The organism is Ensifer sp. 2TAB8 (assembly GCF_052115125.1).
GTDB lineage: Bacteria > Pseudomonadota > Alphaproteobacteria > Rhizobiales > Rhizobiaceae > Ensifer.
Genome location: NZ_JBFRGB010000005.1, coordinates 205588 through 230083, shown reverse-complemented (window position 1 = coordinate 230083; position 24496 = coordinate 205588). Strand labels below are relative to the sequence as shown.

The 24496-nt window shown below is 63.8% G+C and carries 25 protein-coding genes; 9 read left to right on the top strand and 16 right to left on the bottom strand.

From position 1 onward, the window contains the following. The first annotated feature begins 11 nt into the window (after positions 1-11). The gene (locus tag AB4Z53_RS12010) at positions 12-956 is read left to right on the top strand and encodes an acetamidase/formamidase family protein (protein ID WP_113538343.1); all 945 of its coding nucleotides are present in this window, start codon (positions 12-14) and stop codon (positions 954-956) included. Further along, the gene (locus AB4Z53_RS12005; protein ID WP_441596013.1) at positions 953-2623 is read left to right on the top strand and encodes an ABC transporter ATP-binding protein; all 1671 of its coding nucleotides are present in this window, start codon (positions 953-955) and stop codon (positions 2621-2623) included. Before AB4Z53_RS12010 ends, AB4Z53_RS12005 begins: the two co-directional genes overlap by 4 nt. Positions 2624-2660: 37 nt before the next feature. Here the strand turns inward: AB4Z53_RS12005 and AB4Z53_RS12000 are convergent, their stop codons facing one another. Further along, positions 2661-4031 (bottom strand): ATP-binding protein, encoded by a 1371-nt coding sequence (locus AB4Z53_RS12000; RefSeq protein ID WP_441596011.1) that lies wholly within the window; start codon positions 4029-4031, stop codon positions 2661-2663. After that, complete coding sequence (locus AB4Z53_RS11995; protein ID WP_113538346.1) at positions 4031-4693, bottom strand: response regulator; 663 nt, start codon at positions 4691-4693, stop codon at positions 4031-4033. Before AB4Z53_RS11995 ends, AB4Z53_RS12000 begins: the two co-directional genes overlap by 1 nt. Positions 4694-4946: 253 nt before the next feature. Between AB4Z53_RS11995 and AB4Z53_RS11990 the strand changes: the two genes are divergently transcribed. After that, entirely contained in the window at positions 4947-5567 is a 621-nt protein-coding gene (locus AB4Z53_RS11990; RefSeq protein WP_441596119.1) for a L,D-transpeptidase, read from the top strand. A 184-nt stretch (positions 5568-5751) separates the two neighbouring features. Next, positions 5752-6468, top strand: a complete 717-nt coding sequence (locus tag AB4Z53_RS11985; protein ID WP_113538347.1) for a L,D-transpeptidase — start codon at positions 5752-5754, stop codon at positions 6466-6468. 48 nt (positions 6469-6516) lie between these two features. Here the strand turns inward: AB4Z53_RS11985 and AB4Z53_RS11980 are convergent, their stop codons facing one another. The 4 genes from AB4Z53_RS11980 to AB4Z53_RS11965 form a co-directional block, all read right to left on the bottom strand. Continuing rightward, a complete protein-coding gene (locus tag AB4Z53_RS11980) occupies positions 6517-7338 on the bottom strand; it encodes a L,D-transpeptidase (protein ID WP_291157598.1) in 822 nt (273 codons plus the stop codon). Positions 7339-7421: 83 nt separating this feature from the next. Further along, complete coding sequence (locus AB4Z53_RS11975) at positions 7422-8411, bottom strand: hypothetical protein (RefSeq protein WP_441596117.1); 990 nt, start codon at positions 8409-8411, stop codon at positions 7422-7424. Between the two features lie 333 nt (positions 8412-8744). Continuing rightward, positions 8745-8999 (bottom strand): hypothetical protein, encoded by a 255-nt coding sequence (locus AB4Z53_RS11970; protein ID WP_113538348.1) that lies wholly within the window; start codon positions 8997-8999, stop codon positions 8745-8747. A gap of 130 nt (positions 9000-9129) precedes the next feature. Further along, positions 9130-10038 carry an SDR family oxidoreductase gene (locus tag AB4Z53_RS11965; protein WP_113538349.1) on the bottom strand — a complete coding sequence of 303 codons (909 nt, stop codon included), beginning with the start codon at positions 10036-10038 and terminating at the stop codon, positions 9130-9132. Between the two features lie 90 nt (positions 10039-10128). On the opposite strand from AB4Z53_RS11965, the gene AB4Z53_RS11960 reads away from it, so the two are divergent. Together AB4Z53_RS11960 and AB4Z53_RS11955 are read left to right on the top strand one after the other, a co-directional pair. Further along, a complete protein-coding gene (locus AB4Z53_RS11960; RefSeq protein ID WP_441596008.1) occupies positions 10129-10701 on the top strand; it encodes a TetR family transcriptional regulator in 573 nt (190 codons plus the stop codon). A 99-nt stretch (positions 10702-10800) separates the two neighbouring features. Continuing rightward, a complete protein-coding gene (locus AB4Z53_RS11955; protein ID WP_441596006.1) occupies positions 10801-11850 on the top strand; it encodes a serine hydrolase domain-containing protein in 1050 nt (349 codons plus the stop codon). A 32-nt stretch (positions 11851-11882) separates the two neighbouring features. On the opposite strand, the gene AB4Z53_RS11950 is transcribed toward AB4Z53_RS11955, so the two are convergent. Then, positions 11883-12695 (bottom strand): arginase family protein, encoded by an 813-nt coding sequence (locus AB4Z53_RS11950; RefSeq protein WP_441596004.1) that lies wholly within the window; start codon positions 12693-12695, stop codon positions 11883-11885. Positions 12696-12975: 280 nt separating this feature from the next. On the opposite strand from AB4Z53_RS11950, the gene AB4Z53_RS11945 reads away from it, so the two are divergent. Continuing rightward, positions 12976-13470 (top strand): GAF domain-containing protein, encoded by a 495-nt coding sequence (locus tag AB4Z53_RS11945; protein ID WP_113538353.1) that lies wholly within the window; start codon positions 12976-12978, stop codon positions 13468-13470. A gap of 11 nt (positions 13471-13481) precedes the next feature. Here the strand turns inward: AB4Z53_RS11945 and AB4Z53_RS11940 are convergent, their stop codons facing one another. The 3 genes from AB4Z53_RS11940 to AB4Z53_RS11930 form a co-directional block, all read right to left on the bottom strand. Continuing rightward, positions 13482-14498: a zinc-binding alcohol dehydrogenase family protein gene (locus tag AB4Z53_RS11940; protein ID WP_441596002.1), complete on the bottom strand. Its 1017-nt coding sequence runs from the start codon at positions 14496-14498 to the stop codon at positions 13482-13484. 128 nt (positions 14499-14626) lie between these two features. Next, on the bottom strand, positions 14627-15298 hold the full coding sequence (locus AB4Z53_RS11935; protein ID WP_441596000.1) for an SDR family oxidoreductase: 672 nt from the start codon (positions 15296-15298) through the stop codon (positions 14627-14629). Beyond that, positions 15285-15692 carry a glyoxalase gene (locus AB4Z53_RS11930; RefSeq protein ID WP_441595999.1) on the bottom strand — a complete coding sequence of 136 codons (408 nt, stop codon included), beginning with the start codon at positions 15690-15692 and terminating at the stop codon, positions 15285-15287. The genes AB4Z53_RS11935 and AB4Z53_RS11930 overlap by 14 nt, the downstream gene beginning before the upstream one ends. 91 nt (positions 15693-15783) lie before the next feature. Here AB4Z53_RS11930 and AB4Z53_RS11925 point away from each other — a divergent pair, with 91 nt between their 5' ends. Beyond that, positions 15784-16701: a LysR substrate-binding domain-containing protein gene (locus AB4Z53_RS11925; protein WP_441595997.1), complete on the top strand. Its 918-nt coding sequence runs from the start codon at positions 15784-15786 to the stop codon at positions 16699-16701. Positions 16702-16764: 63 nt separating this feature from the next. On the opposite strand, the gene AB4Z53_RS11920 is transcribed toward AB4Z53_RS11925, so the two are convergent. Further along, complete coding sequence (locus AB4Z53_RS11920) at positions 16765-17754, bottom strand: GlxA family transcriptional regulator (protein WP_441595996.1); 990 nt, start codon at positions 17752-17754, stop codon at positions 16765-16767. Positions 17755-17859: 105 nt separating this feature from the next. Here AB4Z53_RS11920 and AB4Z53_RS11915 point away from each other — a divergent pair, with 105 nt between their 5' ends. Further along, complete coding sequence (locus tag AB4Z53_RS11915) at positions 17860-18477, top strand: isochorismatase family protein (RefSeq protein ID WP_441595994.1); 618 nt, start codon at positions 17860-17862, stop codon at positions 18475-18477. A gap of 70 nt (positions 18478-18547) precedes the next feature. Here AB4Z53_RS11915 and AB4Z53_RS11910 read toward each other — a convergent pair whose 3' ends face one another. The 5 genes from AB4Z53_RS11910 to AB4Z53_RS11890 form a co-directional block, all read right to left on the bottom strand. Next, positions 18548-19564 carry a LacI family DNA-binding transcriptional regulator gene (locus AB4Z53_RS11910; protein ID WP_162768793.1) on the bottom strand — a complete coding sequence of 339 codons (1017 nt, stop codon included), beginning with the start codon at positions 19562-19564 and terminating at the stop codon, positions 18548-18550. A gap of 173 nt (positions 19565-19737) precedes the next feature. Next, positions 19738-21018 (bottom strand): D-tagatose-bisphosphate aldolase, class II, non-catalytic subunit, encoded by a 1281-nt coding sequence (locus AB4Z53_RS11905; protein WP_441595993.1) that lies wholly within the window; start codon positions 21016-21018, stop codon positions 19738-19740. 5 nt (positions 21019-21023) lie between these two features. Next, the gene (locus AB4Z53_RS11900; RefSeq protein ID WP_441595991.1) at positions 21024-21965 is read right to left on the bottom strand and encodes a tagatose kinase; all 942 of its coding nucleotides are present in this window, start codon (positions 21963-21965) and stop codon (positions 21024-21026) included. 23 nt (positions 21966-21988) lie between these two features. Then, a complete protein-coding gene (locus AB4Z53_RS11895) occupies positions 21989-22951 on the bottom strand; it encodes an ABC transporter permease (protein ID WP_441595989.1) in 963 nt (320 codons plus the stop codon). After that, positions 22948-24459 carry a sugar ABC transporter ATP-binding protein gene (locus AB4Z53_RS11890; protein ID WP_441595987.1) on the bottom strand — a complete coding sequence of 504 codons (1512 nt, stop codon included), beginning with the start codon at positions 24457-24459 and terminating at the stop codon, positions 22948-22950. Before AB4Z53_RS11890 ends, AB4Z53_RS11895 begins: the two co-directional genes overlap by 4 nt. Positions 24460-24496: the final 37 nt, after the last annotated feature.

Sequence of the window (24496 nt, the reverse complement as noted above, 5' to 3'; positions counted from 1 at the left end):
GGAGAGATTTCATGTGCGTTGCCTGCACACACACCATCCATCGCGCCAAGCACCATTTCGGCTGGAACCGCGACTTCAAGCCGACGCTGATCGCCAAGCCCGGTGAGACCATCCACTTCGAATGCCTGGATTCCTCCGGCGGTCAGCTCGGCGCCGGTTCGACGCTCGAGACGCTGGCCTCGCTCGATTTCGAGAAGATCAATCCGGTGACGGGTCCGGTTTATGTCGAGGGGGCAAAGCCGGGCGATGCGCTGAAAGTGACGATCCGCCGCTTCGTGCCCTCGGGCATCGGCTGGACAGCCAATATTCCGGGCTTCGGCCTGTTGGCCGATCAGTTCACCGATCCCGCGCTGCACATGTGGTCCTATGATGCCAACACCATGGCGCCGGCGCTTTACGGCCCTGGCGGGCGCGTGCCGCTGAAGCCGTTTGCCGGCACGATCGGCGTAGCACCGGCAGAACCCGGCCTGCATTCCGTCGTGCCGCCGCGCCGGGTCGGCGGCAATCTCGACATTCGCGATCTGACATCGGGCGTCATGCTCTATCTGCCGGTCGAGGTGGAGGGCGCGCTGTTTTCGATCGGCGATACCCACGCAGCCCAGGGCGATGGCGAGGTCTGCGGCACGGCGATCGAAAGCCAGATGGAGGTGGAAGCGACGATCGAGCTTGTCAAGGACGCGCGTCTCGCGAGCCCGCGCTTCACCACGCCGGGTCCGGTGACCCGTCATCTGGATGCCGCCGGCTATGAGGTGACAACCGGCATCGGCCCGGATCTGATGACCGGCGCGCGCGAAAGCCTGATGCGCATGATCGATCTGCTCGGAGCTGAGCATGGCCTGAGCCCTGTAGATGCCTATCTGCTCTGCTCGGTCTGCGGCGATCTCAGGATCAGCGAGATCGTCGACGCGCCGAACTGGGTCGTTTCCTTCTATTTCCCGAGGATCGTCTTTTCGTGACAACGGCAGTACCCGTGCTCGGCATCGATGGCCTCTGCGTCGATGCACTGACGCCGCAAGGACCGCGAAGGGTCCTTGATGCCGTCAGCTTCAACCTCATGAGTGGCGAAACGCTGTGCATTGCCGGCGAGAGCGGCTCGGGCAAATCCGTGACCTCGCTTGCCGTCATGGGGCTGCTACCGAAAGCCTCGCTCAGGATCGCCTCCGGCAGCATCAAGCTCGAAGGGCGCGAACTCTCGAAGCTCTCCAACAGCGCGATGCGCAGCGTGCGCGGCGGCGATGTCGCTATGGTCTTTCAGGAGCCGATGACATCGCTCAATCCCGTGATGTCGATCGGCGAGCAGCTGACCGAGGCCATTCGCGAACATCAGGGTTCTGAAGGGGGAACGGCGAGCGCCGTCGCCCTGCGTATGCTGGACGCGGTGCATATTACCGAGCCGGCGCGGCGCATGACGCAATATCCGCACGAGCTTTCGGGCGGCATGCGGCAGCGCGTGATGATCGCCATGGCGCTCTCGTGCCGACCCAAGGTACTGATCGCCGACGAACCGACCACGGCACTCGATGTGACCGTGCAGGCGCAGATCCTGACGTTGATGAAGGAGCTGAAGCGGGAGTTCGGCGCTTCGATCGTGCTGATCACCCATGACATGGGCGTGGTCGCGCAGATGGCCGACCGGGTGGTCATCATGCAGCAGGGCCGCATCGTCGAGCAGGGCGACGTGCTGCCGATCTTCCGCTCGCCGCGCGAGCGCTACACGCAGGAACTGCTGGCGGCGGTCCCCAGGCTGGGGGCGCATGCAGGCACCGATGGTCCGCCGCGCATCGCTGCAACGGCTGCGACGTCGCTCCCGCGGACAAGCGTTCCGGTCCTCTCCGTGCGTGATCTCGCCGTCCACTACGGGAAAAAGCCGGGTGGTCTTCTGGGTGGAAAGAAGCTGGCCGCCGCCGTCAGTGACGTTTCCTTCAATATCTTCCCTGGCGAAACGCTGGGCCTCGTCGGTGAAAGTGGCTCAGGCAAGTCGACCACCGGCAAGGCGGTGCTCGGCCTCATTCCTTTCGAAGGGGATGTGGCGATCGACGGCCAGCAGATCGGCGCGCTGTCGCAACGGCAGATGCGGCCGGTGCGCCGGTCCGCGCAGATGATCTTCCAGGATCCGTATGCCTCGCTCGATCCGCGCATGGCCGTTGGAGCGGCGGTCGGCGAGCCGTTGCTCATCCATGGCATCGGCAATCGCAGTGAGCGGGCGGATCGCGTCGCCGACCTGTTGCGTCGTGTCGGCCTTGGGCCTGATGCAGCTAGCCGTTATCCGCACGAGTTCTCCGGTGGGCAGCGGCAGCGCATCTGCATCGCCCGCGCCCTGGCGGTCAATCCGAAGCTGATCGTTGCCGATGAAAGCGTTGCCGCGCTCGACGTTTCGGTTCGGGCACGCGTGCTGGACCTGATGCTCGAACTGCAGGAGACGATGGGGCTCGCCTATCTCTTCGTCTCGCACGACATGGCGGTCATCGAGCGTATGTCGCATCATGTCGCCGTCATGCGCGGCGGGCGCATCGTCGAGATGGGAACGCGCCGCGCCGTGTTCGAGGATCCGCAGGACGCCTATACCCGGGCGCTGATGGCCGCGGTGCCGCTGCCGGACCCGCCGATGCGAAAAAGCGCCTAGGAAACGCTGCTGGTGTTCGGACCAGAGCCGAGCGGGTTCATTGCACAAGGCTCTGCGGCAATACGATGCGCGCCGACAGGCCACCGCTCTCTCGGTTGCGCAGTTCGAGTTCGGCGCCGGTTCGGTCCAGCGCCCGCTCGACGATGCTGAGACCGAGGCCGCTGCCGACCGATGTCTTGAAGCGGCCGCGGAAGAAGCGCTCGGTCACGTGGGGCATTTCCTCGTCGGGAATGCCGGGGCCCGTGTCGTTGATCGCGATGACGAGGCGGCCGGCCTCCTTCTCGCCGGTGCAGGATACCGTTGCGCCTGATGGCGAATGGTTGATGGCGTTTTCCAGAAGGTTGCGTGCCGCCAATCGGAAGAGGTCCGGATCCATGCCGATCTTTATATCGAAAAGCGGTGCGTCGATGGCGACGTTGACCCGGTGATGGCCACCGAGTTCGGTCCGCAGACTCGACAATATATCGCCGACATTGAAGGTTCCTGCCGGTTTGGTGCTTTCGGTGGCTTCGACGGAGGCGATGTCCAGCAATTGCCGCACGAGTTTTCCGGTTCGGTCGACCCCGGCGACGATCTGGCCGAGGGCCTTTTCGCGGATCTCGCCGTCGTCGCTGGCGAGAGCCACCTGTGCCTGCGTCTTGAGTCCGGCAAGCGGCGTGCGCAGTTCGTGCGCGGCAAAGGCGATGAAGTTCTGTTCGCGCTCGCGGGCACCGGCAACGCGGGCGAAGAGGCCGTTCAGCGACTTCAGAACCGGGCTGATCTCGCGCGTCGTGCCCACATCTTGGATCGCGTGCAGATCGGAGGCCTCCCGCGCGGCGAGTTCGCCCGCGAGCTTCCGCAGCGGCGCCAGCCCGCGTCCGACACTGAGCCAGATCAGCACCGCGAGCAAGGGGATGATCAGCAGGGCGGGCAGCAGCAGGCCTTTGACCAGATCGTTGACCAGCCGGTCGCGGATGCGCAGGTTGTCGCCGACAAGGACGCGCACACCGAGGCTGGCATTCTCCACCGCGAAGACGCGCCAGGTTTCGCCATTGATGACGGTTTCCGAAAAACCCATCGCGTGCGGTGCCAATGTGGTTTCCGGGGCGCTGTCCGACTTGCCGATCAGAGTGCCGTCGAGCGACCAGATCTGGCAGGAGAGTTGGCGGTCGTAATGAGGGTGCTCGAGCAGGGGAATCTTGATGGCGCTCTGCGCTAGACGGTTGGCATCAGTGTCGCCTTCTTCCTTCATGATGTCGGGGCTGACGATCAGTGAATTCACCATCCGCGCGGCTTCCATCAACCGTGCATCGAGCACGCGCTCGACCTCGGCGCGCGTGCTGAGGAAGATCCAGATCGTGGCCGAGAGCCACAGCAACCCTGTCGTGAGCAAGAGGATGGCGAAGAGGCGGGTACGCAGCGACCGCATCAGCCGGCCCCACCCAGCCGGTAGCCGATGCCCCTCACGGTTTCGATCAGCCCCGGCCCGAGCTTGTTGCGCAGGTGGTGGATGTGAACTTCGACGGCGTTGCTTTCGATCTCCTCTTGCCAGCCATAAAGCCTGTCTTCGAGCTTGGTCTTCGAGAAGATGACGCCGGGGTACGACATCAGCGTGTGCAGGATCGAATATTCGCGACGTGAAAGCTGCACCGGCTTGCCGGCCTGTTCCACCGATTGTCGGGCGGGATCGAGCCGCAAGCCAGCCCACTCCAGCGCAGCGGTCGCGCGGCCAGTGGACCGCCGCGCCAGCGCCCTCAGCCTTGCGGCGACCTCGTCGAGGTCGAAGGGTTTGCCGAGATAGTCATCTGCGCCGGTATCGAGGCCGGCCACGCGATCGCGAACCGTATCGCGGGCCGTCAGCAGGAGAACGGGGGTGTCGTTCTGACTCGAGCGCAAGTCCTTCAGGACATCCAAGCCCGAACCATCGGGCAGCATGAGGTCGAGCACGATCGCGTCGAAGCAGTTGGCGGCGAGCGCCGTCGTCGCCGCGTCGCAGGTGCCGACGGCATCGGTGGTGAAGCCCGCCAGCGCCAGGCCGACCTTCAGGCCGTCTCTGAGGATATCGTCGTCTTCGACGATCAGGACTCGCATTGTTATTCCTCACATTTCTGAGAGCGGAACTCTTGGCCCGCTCCCTTAAGGCAGCCTTAAGGTAGGACTTCCCTCTGAAGCGGCATTGCAACAATCGAGTCGTTGAATGCCCGATATGACCGAACCAAACGAGCCCTCTTCACCCACGGCCGATCACAAGACCGGCATCATGCTCACCCGCCGCGGCCTTTTCGTCGGTGCGGCTTCGCTGTTCGTCACCGGCTGCGCGACCGCGCGTCCGGCGCCGACGATAATGCCGGCAGCGGTAACACCCGTCCGCGCCGTGGCCGGGTCGCCCGTGCCGCCGATGTATTATGCGATGCCGGGTGAGCAGTTTCCGATCCCCGAGGTCAAGATCGCAGAGGTCGATCCGAAGTTCTGGCGGCAGGAAGTAGATTACCCGAGCGGCGAACGGCCCGGCACGCTGATCGTCGATACGCCGGCGAAATACCTCTATCACGTGCTGCCCGGTGGGCGGGCGATGCGCTACGGCATCGGCGTCGGCCGAGAGGGTTTTGCCTGGTCCGGCCGGGCGATCGTTGCCTACAAGCGCAAATGGCCGCGCTGGACACCGCCGGACGAGATGGTTGCGCGCCAGCCGAAGCTCGCTCCCTACAGCATCGCCAATGGCGGCATGCCGCCGGGCCTCAAGAACCCGCTCGGGGCGCGAGCGCTGTACATTCACAAGGACGGCAAGGACACGCTCTACCGCATCCATGGCAGTCCTGAGGCGTTTTCGATCGGCAAGGCGGTCTCGTCCGGCTGCATTCGTCTGCTCAACCAGGATGTCGTCTACCTTCACGATCAGGTCCGCGACGGCAGCACCATCGTCGTCATTCCGGATCCGACCAAGGGCGACATGGCGATCGGTTAGGCGAGCGCAGGCGGCGAGCGCGGGAATTCTGCAACACTTCGAAAACGAGTACCGCCTCGCGCAAGCGATCCACGCCAAAGAAAGATTTTCACCACATTTCGGTCACGGTTCGGCCCAACAGCCTTGGGCCTCCCCTCGGACCTCCCAACCGAAATCTCCAACCCTGGAATAGAATAAAGTGTCGATGAATTTGTCCCGCCGCTCGCTGCTCGCGGTGATCGCCAGCTCTGTTTTGAGCGCTTGTACGCAGATCCCCAAACCAGAACCGAAGCCGAAGCTGATCGAGCCGATCACGGGCGACGGCGGCTCTCCGGAAAAGGCGGCCGATGCAGCGGGCGTGCCGACGAAGACCTTCGATTATGCAAAGGTCTACGCGCCGGTGAAGGATGAAGGCTACGACGTTCCGGGCATCCAGTACACGGAGATCAAGCCGCAGTTCCTGCGCCAGGAAGTGGCCTATGCCACCAACGAGCCGCCCTATTCGATCGTCGTCGATACCCAGACGATGTTCCTCTACTACGTGCTGCCGGGCGGCCGCGCGATCCGCTACGGCGTGGGTCTCGGTGCGGCGGGTCGCGCCTGGAAGGGACGCGCCGTGGTGCATTGGAAGCGCAAGTGGCCACGCTGGACGGTGCCGGACGACATGGTCGCGCGCCAGCCGCACCTCAAGAAATACGGCATCGATGCCGGCGGCATGGATCCGGGTCTCGACAATCCGCTCGGCGCGCGCGCCATGTACATCTTCCAGGACGGTCAGGACACGCTCTACCGCATCCACGGCTCGCCGCAGTGGCGCTCGATCGGCAAGAACGCATCGGCTGGCTGCGTGCGCATGCTGCAGCAGGACGCGATCGATCTCTATGATCGCGTTCGGGGCAAGACGCCGCTGCTCGTTCTGTGACGTGCCGCGCTTCGGCGTGATCTTCTAGCGTTGCCGGGACGGATTGCTTCAGAGCGGCTGAGGCAGCGGCAGTCCGTCCGGGCCCATTTGCATATAGTTTGGTGACTGCGGCAACGGCTGCGAGTCCGGAAGTGGCTGTGCTCCCGGCACCGGCTGCGACTCCACCATGCCGCCGCCCGAAAGGTCGGCGACGACGATCGGCGTGCCGTTCGGCACGCGGTTGTAGAGATCGACGACATCCTGGTTGATCATGCGCACGCAACCGGACGACACCGATTTTCCGATTGTCCACCATTCCGGCGAGCCGTGGATGCGATAGAGCGTGTCCTCGCCATTCTGGAAAATGTACATGGCGCGGGCGCCGAGCGGGTTCTTGAGGCCCGGATCCATGCCGCCCGCCTCGATGCTGAATTGCTGCAGCTCGGGCTGGCGCGCCACCATCTCGTTCGGCGGCTTCCAGCGCGGCCACTCGCGCTTGTACTGGATGACGCCGCGGCCTGCCCAGGCGAAACCGGCGCGCCCGAGACCGACGCCGTATCGCATCGCCTGGCCGCCTTCATAAACCCGGTAGAGAAAATGGCTGCCGACATCGACGACCAGCGTTCCCGGCTTTTCGCCGGTCGGGTCGGCGACCATCTGGCGATAGAAGCGCGGATCGATCTTTTCGTAGGGGATGGCCGGCAGCGGATAGGTTTCGTTCGGCTTCTCGCCATACATCTCGGCAAGGAACGTGTTCGCCTCGGGGACCGGTTCGGGCGCATAGGAGCGCGTCACCGTTGGGCGTGTCGAGGCGCAGCCGGGTAGACCGACGGCCGCGAGCCCCGCGGAGAGTTGCAGGAAGGTGCGGCGGCGGATCTCTCTTTCAGGCATGGAACCCTCGATCGTCCTCTTGTTCGCTCCTGGCGATGCAACCGACCTATTAGGTCAATTTTGCGTCGCCAGCCGACGAACGATCAGAGGCCGGCGTAAGGATCCGCCAGCGCCGCTTCGGGTCGGCTAATAGGATACTTAGTTCCCGAGATCTTGGCGGCCAGCTTTTCTGCGCCGTTTTTCTCAAGAAGCGCCCGGAAGCTCGGATGCATGCCGCCGTCGACATAGGCGTTGAGCGGCACCGGCGTCTGGTTTGCCATCAGATTGGCGAGTTTTGTGTCTTCCGACTGCAGCTTCGCAACAAGCCCGGCGTCGGGTGTTGCCGTCGCCGCCGGGCAGGCGGCGAGCGGATCGGACGGCTCGCCATCGGCGAATTCGGTGTTGAAGACATAGCGGCGACCGCAGGCGGAAACCTTCGGCTGACGCTTCGTCGCCTCGAAGATGTCGTAGCCCTGCTTGATGTTCTTCCAGAAGTCGAAGTTCGGGTCGCCGCGGTGCTTGGCCATGTTTTCGGCCGTCATGCGGAAGGGATAGGCCTGCACTTGGAAGGTACCCTGGCCACCGGCAAGCGCCCGCTGGACGACGGAATAGATTTCGCCGACGCCCTGGTCGGTCAGGGCGTAGCAGCCGGACGACGAGCAGGCGCCGTGCACCATCAGCGCTTCACCGGTGTAGCCGAGGGCCGATTCCAACCGGTTCGGATAGCCGAGATTGAAGGACAGGAAGTACTGCGACTTCGGATTCAGCATGCCGGCGGAGACATGGTAGAAGCCTTCCGGCGCCTGGCGGTCACCCACCTTCGTCTTCGGGCCGAGCTTTCCGGACCAGCGACACATCGGGTAGCTCTTCAGCAGTGCGTATTGGCCTCGGCTGTTCTGTTTCCAGATCTCGAGTTCGCTTTCCTGCTTGAAGATGCGCACCAGCACCGGGCTTTCCGGCTTGCTGCCGTTCTTCGCCATGGCAGCGATCAGCTTGGCCGGGATCGGCGGCGGTTCGCGCACGTCGTCGGCATCGAGCGCCATGCAGCCGGAAAGCGCAATCGCCATCGCGCCGATCACCAACGCATGCCGCATCCGACGGACTTGCGTGAAGAATTTGCCAGCATAGGGCGTTTCGGGAGAGGTGCTCTGTATCGTCTCGCGCCGCATGCGGGCTCCTGGCTATGCTGCCGCCGCCAAGCGTCTTGCGCTCGGCGCGGTTGCCGACGGCTCGCGTTCGACGCAGGGCGGGTCGGCTTCAAGTTCAGCGATTAAGCGGTGGCAGCCCTGGCGGCAAGCCTTTGTCCTGGGCGCTGGCGATCAACAATACTTGAACGCGCGCCGTCATAGCTGCCCGCTGATTGGGTCGATGTTGAGACAAGATGGTGAATTTTTTCTCAACGAAGGCGTCCGGATCGCGCGGACGCTTCAGTCCCGTGGTTCGCTGCCGGGTGCGTAGACGGTCTTCTGCTTGAAGGCAAAGACGTTGCCGCAGCGGCAGCGGACCATGTGCTTGGCAGGATCGGGCGAGGTGCGCTCGGTCGAGAAACCCTTGGGCATCACGTCGATGATGAAGCCGCGGTTGCCGCCCTTGGCGCTGTCGTTTTCCGACGCTTCGGCAAAGCCGGCGGCTCCGCACTTGGCGCATTCCAGCTTTCTCGAATACCGATCCCGCGATGCCATGTTCAATCACACTCGATAGCGCTGCCGTGTCCCGGGGGAGGCGACGGCGCTGGGTTTGCCCGAAACACCGAACTATAGGAGGCGGCTCGGCGTTTCAAGTTTGCCGGTGACGGCTTGCCGGCTGTGCGCCCTAGCGATAACCGGTTGCATCGGCCGGCTTGTTTGCCTCCATCACCTCGCGCATGTAGCGCCAGCAATCGGGCCGGGAGCCGTCGAGATCGGTGAAGCCGTAGACCTGAGCCAGTCCACCGCTCGACAGCGACTGGCTGTTCCAGCGGGCCTTTTCCGCATCCGCCGCGAGTGCTGCGATGGCGCGGCCGACGAAGCGCGGTGTTTCCGAGATGACGAAATGCGGTTGGTTTTTCGTCGCGTCCTGCCAGTTGTTTTCGCCGACCTCGAAATGTTCGAGCATCATCTCCGAGCGCATCCAGCCAGGTGTGATCGAAACCGAGGTCGCACCATGCGGCGCCAGGTCCTTGGCGTGCGCCCAGGCCATGCGGTTCGCTGAAACCTTGGCAAGGTCGTAGAAGGGCGACAAGCGATAGTTCTCTGCATTGTATTCGGCAGTGCCGTCGGTGACCTCGACCAGCAGGCCGCCCGGCCTTTCGATCATCAGCGGCAGGGCGTAGTGGGCGGTAATCAGGTGGGTGTCGACGCCAAGGTGCAGCAACTTCAAGCCATTTTCGAGATTGTGTTCCCAGACGGGCTTGTTCCATTCGAACAGCAATTCGCCGCCCCAGACGTCGTTGACCAGGATGTCGAGCCGTCCCTGTTCGTTGCGGATGCGGTCGACAAGCGCCTTGACCTGCGCCGGCTGCAGGTGATCGACCTGAACGGCAACGCCCTTGCCGCCGAGGCTGGTGACGATCTCGGCGGTTTCCTCGATCGTTTCGGGACGCCTGTAGTCGGACTGCTGTTGCCGCGTCGTACGACCGGTCACGTAGACGGTGGCGCCGGCGGCGCCAAGTTCGGTCGCGATGCCGCGCCCACCGCCGCGCGTCGCGCCGGCAACCAGTGCGACTTTTCCTTCGAGCGTCATGATTTTTCTCCTTCAAGGCCAATTGCTGTCTGGCCGTTCCGTCGATGTGATGATATATAAATGATTGTTCGGTTATAAATGAGAGTCAAGATGCCACGCCCAAAAACGATGCCAGACGAAGAGGTGCTGTCGGCAGCGTTCGCGCTGATGCGATCGCATGGTCCTGATGGATTGACCTTTGCGGCACTCGCCGCTGCCACCGGCCTTTCCGGTGCCACCCTGGTGCAGCGCTTCGAAAACAAGACGCAATTGATCCAGCGGGCACTCATCCAGGCATGGGACGGCCTCGACCGCCAGACGGCGGAACTGATGGCAGCGGTGCCGCGAACGCCCGAGGGTGCCGTCGCGCTGCTCGTTGGCCTCTCGGGCGACTATGGCGGCATCGACAGCTATGCCGACGACCTCCGGGTACTCCGGGAAGATCTGCGCGATCCCGTGTTGCGGGTCCGTGGCGCCAGGTGGCGAGATGTGCTCTCGGCCGTACTCGACGAATGCCTCGCCGGTCTTCCTGCAGCAGCCCCCGGGCTGGGGCTTTTGATGGCGTCGCAATGGCAGGGATCGCTGCTGTGGTGGAGTTTCGATCCGCGGGTGCCGATCACTGATTTCGTCGAGCAAAGCCTTGCGCGCTTCGTTGAAGCCTTCGCAAGGCGCCCGGCGGACTGAAGTCAGCGCCGGCGCACCGCGGTCACCCACCTGTCAAATCGCCGTGAGATGGCCGTGCAATGGATGACGGCGGCGCCGGGCCGTCTTAGATGCTGACCCATGACCAGATTTGTCGCTGCTCTTTTCCTGCGGCTCGCCGCACCCGCACTCGTCCTCTCGACGCTTTTCGTCTTGCCGGCCGCTGCCCAGGCGCCGGCGCCGGTTTCGGCCTTGCTGGAAGAACTGGCTAAGCGGCCGGAACTCGAGCCGCTGAAGACCGTGATCGTTGCCCGCGACGGCAAGATCCTCACCGAGCGCGGCTATCGCGGCAACCGCGTGACGGACTCGACCAACATCAAATCCGCATCGAAATCGATCATCTCGGCGCTGGTCGGCATTGCCATCGACAAGGGGTTGCTCGAAGGGCCGGACCAGAAGATCGCGCCGATCCTCAAGGCCGACCTGCCAGCTTCGCCAGACCCGCGCATCAATGACATCACCATCGGCAATCTCCTGTCGATGCAGGCCGGGCTCGGTCGGCTGTCGGGGCCGAACTACGGGCGATGGGTCGCCAGCCGAAACTGGGTGCGCACAGCACTTGCCCAGCCCTTCGATGATGATCCGGGCGGGCAGATGCTCTATTCCACCGCCTCGACCCATCTGCTTTCGGCGATCCTGACGAAGGTCAGCGGCAAGTCGACCCTCGCCTTGGCGCGCGACTGGCTGAGGCCGCTCGACCGTTTCCGCATCGGGGCCTGGGATCGCGACCCGCAAGGCATCTATCTCGGCGGCAACCAGATGGCGATGAGCCCTCGCTCCCTGCTTGCCTTCGGCGAGCTCTACCGCAATGGCGGTCGTACCGCTTCGGGCCAGCAGCTGCTATCGGCGGAATGGATCGCAGCGTCCTGGCAGCATCGCACCAATTCGCGCTTCTCCGGCGATGAGTATGGCTATGGCTGGTTCGAGCGCCAGATCGCCGGCGAAGAAGTGCACTTCGCCTGGGGCTATGGCGGCCAGATGCTCTACATCGTGCCGAGCCTCGATCTGACTGTGGTGATGACCTCAGCCGAGAGCGGACCGTCAGCCCGTAATGGCTACCGCGACGCGCTGCATCTGGTGCTCGGCGAGATCATTACAAGGGTGAAGGCCGATCCCGAGGCGGATGGCTGAGGGCGCGCGCCGCTCACGCCTGTCACTGCCGATCAGCGCACATCCAACAGCGGCTCCACGATATCGAGCAGGCATTCGATCGCGGATGCACTCTTCAAATCGTCCGGCGATGCCTCGAATTCGGCAAGCTCGATACCGGCGATCTGCTGTCTCGGGATGCTTTCGAAAATGGCGCGCAAGCTCTGCGGGAGCAGGCCGTCGCCGATGGCATAGGCGGCCGGTACATGGTTCGGCTCGAGCACGTCCCAGTCCACGTGGATCCAGACCGGCGCATCGCCGATCAGCGGCAGAAGGGCTTCCGGCGTCGCTTCGGCAGGCGAAAGGGTGTGGACGCCTGCCCGCCGCAGCAGATCCGCCTCCGCAGGATCGATGTCGCGCGCGCCGATGATGACGACCTGAGCGGGGTTCAGTCCGCTGCCGTGTCCGCTGTCCCAAAGACCGCATGCGGCGGCGAGCACCATGCCGCCGAGATAACCGCTTTCGGTGGTTTGCGGCGTGTTGAAGTCGCCATGCGCGTCGATCCAGAGCAAGACCGCATCGGCATGTTCCCGGGCAACGACCGGCAACGTCGCCAGACTTGCGGAACAGGTATTGGCAACGACAAGCGGCCTGTTGCCGCGCCGCATTGTTTCTTCCAGCGCCTGTTGTAGGCCGGCCAATGTCTCCCTCGCCTCAGGCAGGCTCGCCGACCAATCGTCTTGCCTCGCCGGCGACGGCCTGCCGACGGCGGTCGGTTTCAGTCCGAGGCGCTTGCTCAGCGCTTCCGCCGTGAGCGCGGCCCCTGGTATTGCGCCCGTCGTTCTGTCGGCGATCCGCCCCTGGGAAACGATGAGTTCGTAGGACACGGTCGTACTCCTTGCATTTGCGACGTCGTTGCACGCAGGCTCGCCGTCATCAACCGGCAAAGCGTGCATTTTGGGTGTTTTCAAAGTGTGGGATTGGCCTGAAAAGACGGTCCGCAGAATCGATATATTCAAATAGATATATCGATTCTGCGGAGTGATCGCAATTTCATCAGGGCGAACGTTCGTGGTATTGCTGTGTGTACATGGCGGTCGCTTATGCCCGATGGCGGGTTGCCTCGCGAGACGCGCCCGCATGATGCCGAGATTTGGAAGGTGAGAGATGTTTGCCGCAAAGACAATCGAAACGGGCGACAAGTCCGAATTCTACCGCGAACTGGCAAGCCAGCTCGGCGGGCTTTTGCACGACGAGCGCGACTTCATCGCCAATGCGGCCAATCTCTCCGCCCTTGTATTTGATCTCGTGCCGGATCTGAACTGGGCCGGCTTCTACTTCCTGCGGCCGAACGACGAACTGGTGCTTGGGCCGTTTCAGGGCAAGGTCGCCTGCGTGCGGATACCAGTTGGCAAAGGCGTTTGCGGCGCTGCCGCCGCGCAACGGCAGACGATGCTGGTTCCAGACGTTCATGCGTTTCCGGGGCACATCGCCTGCGATGCGGCATCCCGCTCGGAACTGGTCGTGCCGCTGATCAAGGACGGAAAAGATTTCGGAGTGCTGGATCTCGACAGTCCGACCCCCGGCCGTTTTGATGCCGAGGACCAGGCCGGTTTCGAGGCGCTCGCCGCAATCTATGTCGCGGCCAGCGATTTCAGTTAAACCTGGGGCCGTCAGTCCCCGAAACCTTCGATGACGATCTTGCCCTTGGCAGCACCCGTTTCGATGCGGCGATGCGCCTCGCGCAGGTTCGCGGCGTTGATCGGCGTCAACACCTCGGCAAGCGTCGTCTTCAGCCGCCCGGCGTCGATCTCGTCGGCGACGAAGGACAGGAGCCGGTGCTGCTCGATCATATCCGGTGTCTGATGCATCGGGCGGGCAAACATGAACTCCCAATGCAGACTTGCCGCCTTGGTCTTCATGCCGGCCATTGGCATCGGCACGTCGGTGTTGTCGATCGAGACGATGCCGCCTTGCGGCCGGATGAGCTCGACCGCAGCGTCCCAATGGCGCATGTCGTTGAAGATCGCGATATGGTCGACATGGGTGAAGCCGAGCGCCCGAACCTGCGCGACCAGCGGCTCGCGATGGCTGACGACGTGGTCGGCGCCGAGCTCCTTGACCCAGGCGATGGTTTCCGGCCGCGAGGCGGTGGCGATCACGGTAAGTCCGGCGCGCTTGGCCAGCTGAATGCCGATCGAGCCGACGCCACCGGCGCCGCCGACGATCAGGATCGATTGGCCGCGATCGGCACCGTCCCGGTCGATGCGGAGCCGATCGAAGAAGGCTTCGTAGGCGGTGATGGTCGTCAGTGGCAGCGCTGCGGCTTCCGCGAAGCTCAGCGACTTCGGCTTGCGTCCGACGATGCGCTCGTCGACAAGTTGGTATTGCTGGTTGGAGCCCGATCGCGTCAGGTCGCCGGCGTAGTAGACGTGGTCGCCGGGCTGAAACAGCGTCACATCCGGGCCGACCGCTTCGACGATTCCGCTCGCATCCCAGCCAAGCACGCGCGGCGTTGCCTCGATCTTGTCCTTGGGCGCGCGCATCTTCACGTCCACCGGATTGACGGCGACGGCGTGGACGGCAACCAGAATGTCATGCCCCTTGGGCTCCGGCTTCGGGAGTTCGACATCGAGGAAGCACTGCGGGTCGGAAACCGGGAGATAGCGGGTGAGGGCGACAGCTTTCATGGTTTGCTCCTTGTGGCGGGTAAACGGTCTGCAGTTACGTAACGCTCTCGGCCCGTAGCGGTAGCGACGATGACGGGCCAAGAATAGGCGGCGTCCTGCCTGCGAGGGAAGTCCTCCGGCGTCCTAAGTCAGTTGATGAGCGCGCCGCCTTCGATATCGATGACGGATCCGGTGACGGAGGGATTGTCGATCGCGAAAAGGTAGCCGAGGGCGATGTCCTGCGGCTCGGCGTAGCGGCCGGCCGGCAGCGTTGCGGCGGCGCGATCGAACATCGCCCCGCGCGCGTCGCCGGTCATGCCTGCATAGGCTTCCGTATTGGTCAGACCGGGGCTGACGACGTTGACGCGCAGCGGTGCCAACTCTCTGGCGAGCAACTTTGCCGATGCTTCGATCGCGGCGTTCATCGCCGTCTTGACGAAGGTTCCCGGGACGGTTCGGCGGGCGAGAAAGCCCGAGGTGAAGGTGATCGTGCCGCCGGGTCGGATGGTTTTGGCCGCCTCGCGGGCAAGCAGGATCGAGCCCCAGAACTTGACGTCGAAGGCTGCCTTGGCTGCTTCGAGGTCGATGTCGGTGATCTTGCCGCCGGGAGCCGACGAGCCGGCCGTCACGATCAGATGATCGATCGGCCCCAACCGCTGGAAATAGGCAGTGACCGCCTCGGCATCGGCGATATCGAGGCCTGTGGCGCGGCTGGCGATCTCCACCCGGCCTGGACGCTCGGCGAGGGCCTTGGCGACGGCCGCGCCGATGCCGCTGGTACCGCCGATGACGACGGAGACGGTTTTATCAGTGAAGGTCATGGTCATACTCCAGGGGAAACGCGGGAATGGGTTCGGAAAAGACGGCTTCGAGCAAGTGGCCACCGGGCGCACGCAGGAACAGTCGGCGCTCGCCGATATCGGGAAGGTCCATCGTCGAATAGGGAATGGCGAACCCGTCGAGTCTCGCGCGAAACGCCGCGTAGCCTTGGAGCCGGAAACCGACATGATCGATCGCCTCGGCAGCAATGTCGAAGCCCGCACCGTGACTGCCGATAATGTGCACTATCGGCTGGCCATCGGCGTAGAGCCAGCAACCGGGGATGCGTCGGATCGCCGAGGGACGTTCACCGACGGTCAGATCAAAGACCGTCTCGAAGAACGCACGCGTTGCGTGGATATCGGCCGTGCGGATGGTGACATGGTCGAGTTGCATGGCGCGTCTCCTTTCGAGAGGAAACTTAGCTCTTGCGGCATATCCGGATAATTGGCTTAAATCCGAAATTATATTTCGGAGAAAATGAAAGATGCTGCTCGACAATCTGGCCCTGTTCCTGCTGATCGTCGAAAAGGGCGGGCTTTCCGCCGCAGGGCGCGAAAAGGGATTGTCGCCCGCCTCCGTGTCCGAGCGGCTGGCGGCGCTGGAGGCCCATTACGGCGCGGCACTTCTGAAACGGACGACGCGGGCGATCAGCCTGACGGAGGAGGGGCGCCTGCTGGCGGATGGTGCCCGCCGGCTGCTGGCGGAGGCCGACGAACTGGAGAGCGGCATCCGCTCGGGCACGCGTACAATTTCGGGGCCGATCCGGCTGAGCGCGCCGGAGGATATGGGGCGGCGCTACATCGTGCCGATCCTCGACCGGTTCCTTGCCGAGCACCCTGACGTGACTGTGGATCTCAACCTCACCGACGGTTACCTTGACCTGGTCGGCCAGGGCATGGATTTTGCGATCCGCCACGGCGTGCTTGCCGACAGCACGCTGCGGTCGCGTCCGCTCGGGGAGAACCGGCGCGTGGTGTGCGCGGCGCCGGCCTATCTCGAAGCCATGGGGAGACCGGAGCACCCCGACGATCTCTCCCGTCACGACTGCATCATCATGCGCTTCGGCGCCAATCTCGACCGCGAATGGGCCTTTCAGGTCGACGGCAAGCCATACAAGGTCATGGTGCGCGGCCGGCGCGTCGCCAATGATGGCGGGCTGGTGGCGGAGTGGTGCCGCGCCGGCCACGGCATCGCCTTGAAATCGGTATGGGACATCGCCGAAGACCTTGCCTCCGGTGCGCTGGTCGAACTGCTCAAGGACTTTACGGTCGGCGAGACCGGGCTGCAGATCGTCTATCCGCCGCTGAGCGTGCAGCCACGTCGGGTGCGGCTGTTGATCGAGCGCATCGCGTCGGATCTGAGCTCAATTGAAAGCGTCCTGACAGGGACGAAGCGAAGCTGAGGGCGGCACCGCCCTCCATCCCCGACCCATGGCTTGCTGCAGACCCGGAAGCTTGCAGCCCCCTCAGCGTACAGTTTCCGACGCCGATCGGTTGCGGAACTGCCGACGATAACTTGCCGGCGAAATCGAGAACGCCCGTGTGAAATGCTGGCGGAGCGAGACGGTGGAGCCGAAGCCGGCCATGTCGGCGATGTGATCGACGGAACAGGTGCCGGTTTCGAGCAGGCGCTGCGCCACAGCGAGGCGCTGCGCCAGCAGCCATTGGGTAAAGGTCGTTCCGGTCTTCTTGCGGAAATGACGGGTGAAGCTGCGCAGGCTCATGCCAGCGTGATCGGCGAGCCGTTCGAGCGACAGCGGCTCGTCGAGATGTTCGATTGCCCAGGCGATTGTTGCTCCGAGCGGGTCGCCGCTGCCGGGGGCGGGGAGCGGCGCTTCGATATATTGCGCCTGATCGCCGTGGCGATGGGGCGCTACGACCAGCCGGCGGGCGATGCGGTTGGCGATCTCGGCGCCGTGGTCGTTGCGCACGATGTGCAGGCAGCAGTCGATCGCCGCCGCCGTTCCAGCTGACGTCAGGATGTTGCCCTCGTCGAGATAGAGCGCGTTCCGGTTCAGCGCGACCTGAGGGTAGGCACGCTCGAATTCATCGGCCCAGGCCCAGTGCGTCGAGGCTGCCCGCCCGTCGAGCAGGCCGGCTTCGGCGAGCACGAAGGTGCCGAGACAGAGGCCGACGAGCCGGGCGCCACGGCCGTGGGCGGCGCGCAGGGCCTCAAGCAGCCTTTCCGACGGACGGGTGCCCGGATCGTTCCAGGCCGGCACGATGATCGTATCCGCCTCCGCAAGGCTCGCGAGATCGCGCTCCACCTCGATGCTGAAGCCGGACATGGTGCGGATGGAGCCGGTCTTTTCTCCGGCAATCAGTAGGCGGTAACGCGGCGCGCCGAGCTTCAGGAGGTCGTCGCCGAAGACGATGCAGGGCACCGAGAGGTGAAACGGGCTGATACCCTCAAAGGCGACGATGGCGATGGTGTGCATGTCCCGGCCGATACTCATTCACTCAACTTGGCCGGAACCTAACATATATTGTCATTCAGGCCACTTTCGTGATGGCGTCGGATTGGTGATTTTCGCGGATATCGAACGCGAAAGGAACCTCCCATGACACAACACCCGACCATCCGGGCGATCGCCGGCGCCCCTGTACCCGAAAGCCTCGATCCCAAGACGACGGCGCTTTTGGCGATCGATTTCCAGAACGAATATTTTGCCGGACGCATGCCGATCCCGGACGGGGAGAAGGCGCTCGCCAATGCAAAGCGGCTGATTGCGCTCGCCGATGCCGAGGGCATGAAGGTCTATCATATCCAGCATGTCACGCCGGCCGGAAGCCCTGTCTTCGCCGAGGATAGCGAGACCGCTGCGTTTCACCGGGACATTCAGCCGGCCGCCGATCACTCGGTGGTGCGCAAATCGTCGGTCAGTGTCTTTGCCAGTACGGATCTCGCTGCGCAGCTGAAGCAGGAAGGCGTCGATACGCTCGTCATGTCAGGGCTGATGACCCATGCCTGTGTTGCCGGTGCGGCGCGCGATGCCGTGCCGCTCGGCTTCAACGTCATCGTCGCTTCGGACGCCTGCGCCACGCGCGACCTCGACACGGGTGATGGCGGCGTCGTTCCGCATGCGGTGCTGCATCGTTCGTCGCTGGCGACGATCGACGACACCTTCGGCGACATCCTGACGACCGACGAGGTTCTCGCGCTGGCGCGCCGGTCCTGATTGTCGGGCGCCTGTCTGGGCGGACTTTTCCGAAAGGTCGTGATCCGGCAGAACTGCCGGTCGAAGTCTGTTAGGCCGAGCCGCGCAGCATGATCTCGGCACTCAAGAGAATGCGCTCGTCCTCGGGGAAGGCGCCGCCATCGTCGGCGGTCTCCCCGAGCTTGAACAGCAAGAGTTCGATCGCCAGCCGGCCGATCTCGTTGTAGTTCTGCGCCACAGTCGTCAGCGGCGGGCAGGTATAGCGCGACAGCGGATGGTCGTCATGGCCGGCAACCCTGATATCGGCGTCGGCATCACGCCCGACCTTGAGGCCTGACTGGAAGGCGGCGGCGATGACGCCGAAGGCGACGCGGTCGTTGGCGCAAAGCACCGTCTGCGTTGGAAAACCGCCGGCGCCGAGGATGCGCAGGGTCTCGTCGAAGCCGAATTTTTCGAAATCCCAGGCGGCATTCGGCGTAGTCTCGACCAGCGCCGGCTCCATCTTCAATTGCTGCATCGCTTCCAGATAGGCGTCGCGCCGGGCGATGGCGTTGTTGTTGACCGGCGGCATGCCGAAGTAGCAGGGCGGGCTGCCGGAGCGGCAGAGGTAGTCGACCATCAGCCGGAAGCTCTGGCGGTTGTCGGTGCCGACGAAGGAGGAACTGTCGTCGAGCGGCGAGTCCACATAGATCAGCGGAATGCTGTCGCCGAGCGTCGTCAGCGTCCTGTGGTGCGATTGCACGCCGAGCGGGGCAATGATGGCACCAGCGACGTTCATCGACTTGAAGGTCTCGATCGCCCGTTCCTCCATCTCCGGCCGCCCGTCGGAGGAAAGCACGAAGGCCAGGAAACCCGCCTGGTTGGCGATGTGCTCGATCCGGCGCGTCAGCGCCATGTAGAACGGGTCGGTCGAGTTCGGCACGATGACGCCGAGGATATTGGTGCGGCGACGGTTGAGGTTGACGGCGAAGATGTTCGGGCGAAAACCTGACTGCTTGATCGCCGCCTCGATCGCATCGCGGGTTTTCTTGCGGACCGAGCCCGGATCATTGAAGTATTTGGAGACCGTCGGGCGCGACAGGCCGACGAACTCCGAAAAATCCTCCATGGTCTTGATCTGTCTGTCCACGGTTGCTGTGCCCCATATTGTTTTGATTTCGTTTATAGGTTCATTTCGAGGGGATAGGCAGTACCGGCCGGCAAATATTCACCGAATGCATGGCCGCTTCTCTCAAGAGCGGGATGCGGGTGGAAAACCGCATACACTTTTCCGCATGCCGCTTACGCTCGGCAGGCCATGAAATAATCCTCAAGAACCCTGTCGACCGCAGCAAGAGCCAGCGGTTTTGCTTTGGCGGCGACTTCGCCATCGCGAACGCGCTCGTAACTGCCGGGGAGATACTGGCTGATCAGCGTTTCCGGTATGGTGACGCCGTCGAGCAGTGCGAGAAGTTCTTCGACGGCCGCCGCGACCTCCGGGTGCGGCCAGTAATAGCGGATGCGGTCGCTATAGGAGAAATGCCGCTGCAGCCGCTGAGCTTCCGCCGAGCCGTGGTAATACTTGCCCCAGTTCGCCGGCTCCTCGCGCATCACTGCCTCGGTGACCGACGCCAGCGTCTGCTTGCGGGCGTCAGGAAAGAGGAAGGCAGCAATCTGGTCGAGGCCGTAAAGCGCTTCGCGCAGAGCGAAGGTCAGACCCGGACCGACCTTGAGAATGGCAAAGCCGTCGGAGACGAGAGCGCGTAGCGCCTCCGGCGTCTGGTAGTCGGTCGAATGCGCCTCGAAGACGACGCCGTCGAGTTGTTTCAGGCTGTCGCTGAGTTTTGCCGCTTTCGCCCTGTCATAGGCGATGACGTTCTCGTTGCCGAACTCGACGCCCGGCTGGACCACCGCGCCGACGACGCGCCCGAAGGCGTCGGCAGCACCAGCCTTTTCGAAGGCCTGACGATGTATCGATACGGTCTCGATTGCAGCCTCGGGTGCGGTGACTTCCAGCGTGTCGAGCTCTTCCAGCGCACCGCCCGGAACCGGCACTTCGGTGCCGATGATATAGACGGGGGCGACGCCATTCTCTCCGCGAATGGCGGATTCTGCGGCCGCTGCGAGGCGCGCTGCGCGCTCCGCCGTCACGGCATCGGGCAGAGCTACGGGCTCGCCGGCGCAGCCCATGCTGGTGTCCAGATGTAGCTTGGTGAAGCCGGCCTTCGCATAGGCCTTGATCATCGTCTCGGCCTTGGCCATAGCCTCATCCGCCGGCAGGTGCTTCCACGGGTTCGGGCCGAGATGGTCGCCACCGAGGATGATCTTTTCCTTGGGGAAGGCGACGCGATCGGCGATCTCCGCGACGAAGCGGGTGAAATCAGCGGGCGTCATGCCGGTATAGCCGCCGTCCTGGTTCACCTGGTTGCAGGTCGCCTCGATCAGCAGAGCGGCATCTTCGTTGCGGGCGCGCAGCATGGCGGCTTCGATTACCAGCGGGTGGGCCGAGCAGACGGAGGGAATACCGCGCGGGCCGGGGCGTTCGGACCAGCGGGCGATGTCGATCAGAAGATTCTGTTGCATGGCGGTCAGCCCTTTTTCGCGGTGATGAAGGTTTCGAGATCGGCGCGCGTCGAGGCGCCTTCCATCGGGCCGGAAATCAAGACGGCGCGCGCGCCCGAGGCATTGGCGAATTCCAGCGCTTCAGCCGGCTTCGCCCCGTTCAGCCAGAAGGTGACGAAGGTCGCACCGAAGCAGTCGCCAGCGCCGGTGGGATCGATTTCCTCGACCGCAAAGCCGGGGTGCGAAAGCGTCGTTTCGCGATCGAAGTAGCTGGCGCCCTCGGCACCGCGCTTGACGACGACGACCTTGATGCCAGTCGCGAGCAGTTCCGAAACCGCCTCGGCCTCGGTCTTCGCCTCGGTAAAGAGGAAGAGCTCCGCGCCACTCGGCAGGAAGACGTCGGTCTTGGCGAGCACCGTGCGGAGCGCCTCGCGCATGCCGGGGCTGTCGAGGATTTCGGGGCGAAGGTTCGGGTCGAAGGAGACCGTGCCGCCCGTCGATTTGATGATCTCGATCGCCGCGATGATGCTCTCGACGACGCTCGGGGCGTAGAGCGACGAGCCCATCACATGCAGGTGGCTGCAGGTTCCGACCAGCGCGCGGGTTGCCTCATCGAGCCTGATCGTACCGCAGGCGCTGTGACGGATGTTGAAGACGAAGGCACGGCTGCCGTCGGCGCGATAGCGCACGAAGGCGCTGCCGGTGGTGCCGAGCGGATCGACTGATATACCCGAGATATCGACGCCGTCTGCTTTCAACCGATCGAGGTTGACGTGGCCGAAATCGTCGTTGCCGACGCGCGAGATCATGGCCGCTGCCTGGCCAAGCTTGCCGACCTGGTCGATGAAGATCGCCGGCGCGCCCGAGGGGTAAGGGCCGATCAAAGGGGTCGCCTGGCGAAAGCCATCGCCCTTTTCGGTGGCGATGATCTCCACGAGGATTTCGCCGATCGTCAGTATCTTGTGCATGGGGTTGTTTCTCTTCGGAAAGATCAGCGCTTTGCCTGCTTGGCGCGCACGTCGAGCCAAACGGCGATCAGGATCACCAGGCCCTTGACGATGAGCTGGTAGAAGTAGGGGACCGACAGCATGTTCATGCCGTTGTTCATGACGCCGATGATGAGCGCGCCGATCAGCGTGCCGACCATGGTGCCGACGCCGCCGGCAAGCGAGGTGCCGCCGAGTACGGCCGCGGCGATCGCGTCGAGCTCGTAGCTCATGCCGGCATTGGTCTGGGCGGAGAACAGGCGGGAGGACAAAAGCACGCCGCTGATTGCCGCCATGACGCCGGAGATCATGAAGATGGTGATCTTCAGTCGATCCACCTTGATGCCGGAATAGACGGCAGCCTCGCGGTTGCCGCCCGTGAGGTAGGCGCGGCGGCCGAAGCTCGTCTTGCTCAAAAGGATGTGGTTGACGAGGAAGAACACGGCGACGACCCAGATGATGATCGGCAGGCCGAGGAAGCTTTCGGTGCCGATGGCGGTCCAGGTCGAGTTCTCGATCATCGCCGGCGCGCCGTTGGTCGGCAAGCTGACCATGCCGCGGTAGATGCCCATGGTCGCGACGGTGACGATGAAGGAGGGGAGCAGCAGTTTCGCCGTCAGCACGCCGTTCAGCATGCCCATCAGGGCGCCGGCGAGAAGCGTAACGACGAGCGCCGGCGCAAAGCCGAGGCCGAAGGCGAAACACTGTGCGCCGACCATGCCGGCAACCGCAATGATCGAGCCGACCGAAAGGTCGATCTCGCCAAGCAGGATCACCCAGGTCATGCCGAAGGCGGCGATCGCCACCACGGCCACCTGCTGCAGGATGTTCATGAAGTTGACGACCGACATGAAGCGCGGGTTGAGGAAGGAGAAGATGACGCAGAGCATCACCAGCGACAAAAGGATGCCGCCATACTGTTTCAGCGCGCGCAGGAAGGCGGCCTGGGTCTCGGATTGCTGTGTCATGATTGGAATCCCGTTGCGTGCGCCATGATCGTTTCCGGGTTGAGGTCGGCGCCGGAAAGCGTTGCGCCGATGACGCCTTCGTGCATGACGACGACCCGGTCGCTCATTCCGAGAACCTCCGGCAGCTCGGAGGAGATCAGCAGGATCGCCGTTCCCTCGGCCGCCAGCTGGCGGATGATCTTGTAGATTTCGAACTTGGCACCGACGTCGACGCCGCGGGTGGGCTCGTCGAGGATCAGCACCTTGGGCCGGGTGAGCAGCCACTTGGCGAGCACGATCTTCTGCTGGTTGCCGCCGCTGAGCGACCCCGAGGGCGTGTCGAGCGAATGGGTCTTGATCGCCAGTCGGCCGACTTCCTGGGCTGCCGCCGTGCGTTCGGCGCGGTTGCGGGTGAAGCCGAGCGGGCCGGTGAAATCCGGAAGGGCGGCCATCGAGATGTTCCAGCCGACGCTGTGGCTGAGCACGAGGCCCTCTTCCTTGCGGTTTTCGGTGACGAAGCCGATGCCGCGGGCAATTGCCTCTGCCGGTGAACGGAAGCGGACAGGTTGCCCTTCGAAGCGCACCGTGCCGGTCGCGGCCTTCATGCCGAAGAGCGCGTTCATCACCTCCGAGCGGCCGGAACCGACCAACCCGAAGAAGCCGAGGATCTCGCCGGGTCTGATGTCGAAGGAAATATCCTCGAACTCACCGTCGCGGGTGAGGCCATCGATGGAGAGAACGGGGGCGATGCTCGGCTTCTGCTCATGCGCCGCTGGCGGATAGATTTCGTCCATGCGGCGGCCGACCATCAGCGCAATCAGCGCCTCGATGGTGACATCGTCGCGATCATGGGTGGAAACATATTCGCCGTCGCGGATGACGGTTATGTCGTCGCTGAGCCGCATGATCTCTTCCATGCGGTGCGAGATGTAGATGACGGCGACCCCGCGGCTCTTCAGCCGCGCGATGATGTCGAAGAGGATCTCGGCCTCGCTGTCGCTGAGCGACGACGTCGGCTCGTCGAGAATGACGACCTTGGCCTCGTGGCTGAGGCCCTTGGCAATCTCGACCAGCTGGCGCTGGGCGATCGAGAGATTGCCGACCTTCTCGCTGACATCGATAGGCAGGCCGAGATCGGCGACGATCGCGCGGGCCCTGGCGACGAGCTCCTTGTCGTTGATGAAGCCGAAGCGGCGCGGCTCGCGGGTGGCGAGAATGTTTTCAGCCACCGTCAGGTTGCTGCAGAGGCTGAGTTCCTGGAAGACGATGGCGAGCCCGAGGGCGGCGGCATCCTGCGGATTGCGCGGCCGGTAGGCGCGCCCATCGAGGGCGATTTCTCCCGAGGTTGCCGCGTGTACGCCCGCGAGGATCTTCATCAATGTCGATTTGCCGGCACCATTTTCGCCGAGCAGCGTGTGCACCCGGCCGCGCCGGACCTTGAGGCGCATGCCCTTCAGCGCCGCGACCTGGCCGAAGGATTTGGTGACGTTGTCGATTTCGAGAATGGTATCCGTGTTCGAACCATGCATGGCGGCCTCCTTCGGGTCAGCCGAGGGGACGCCGCCG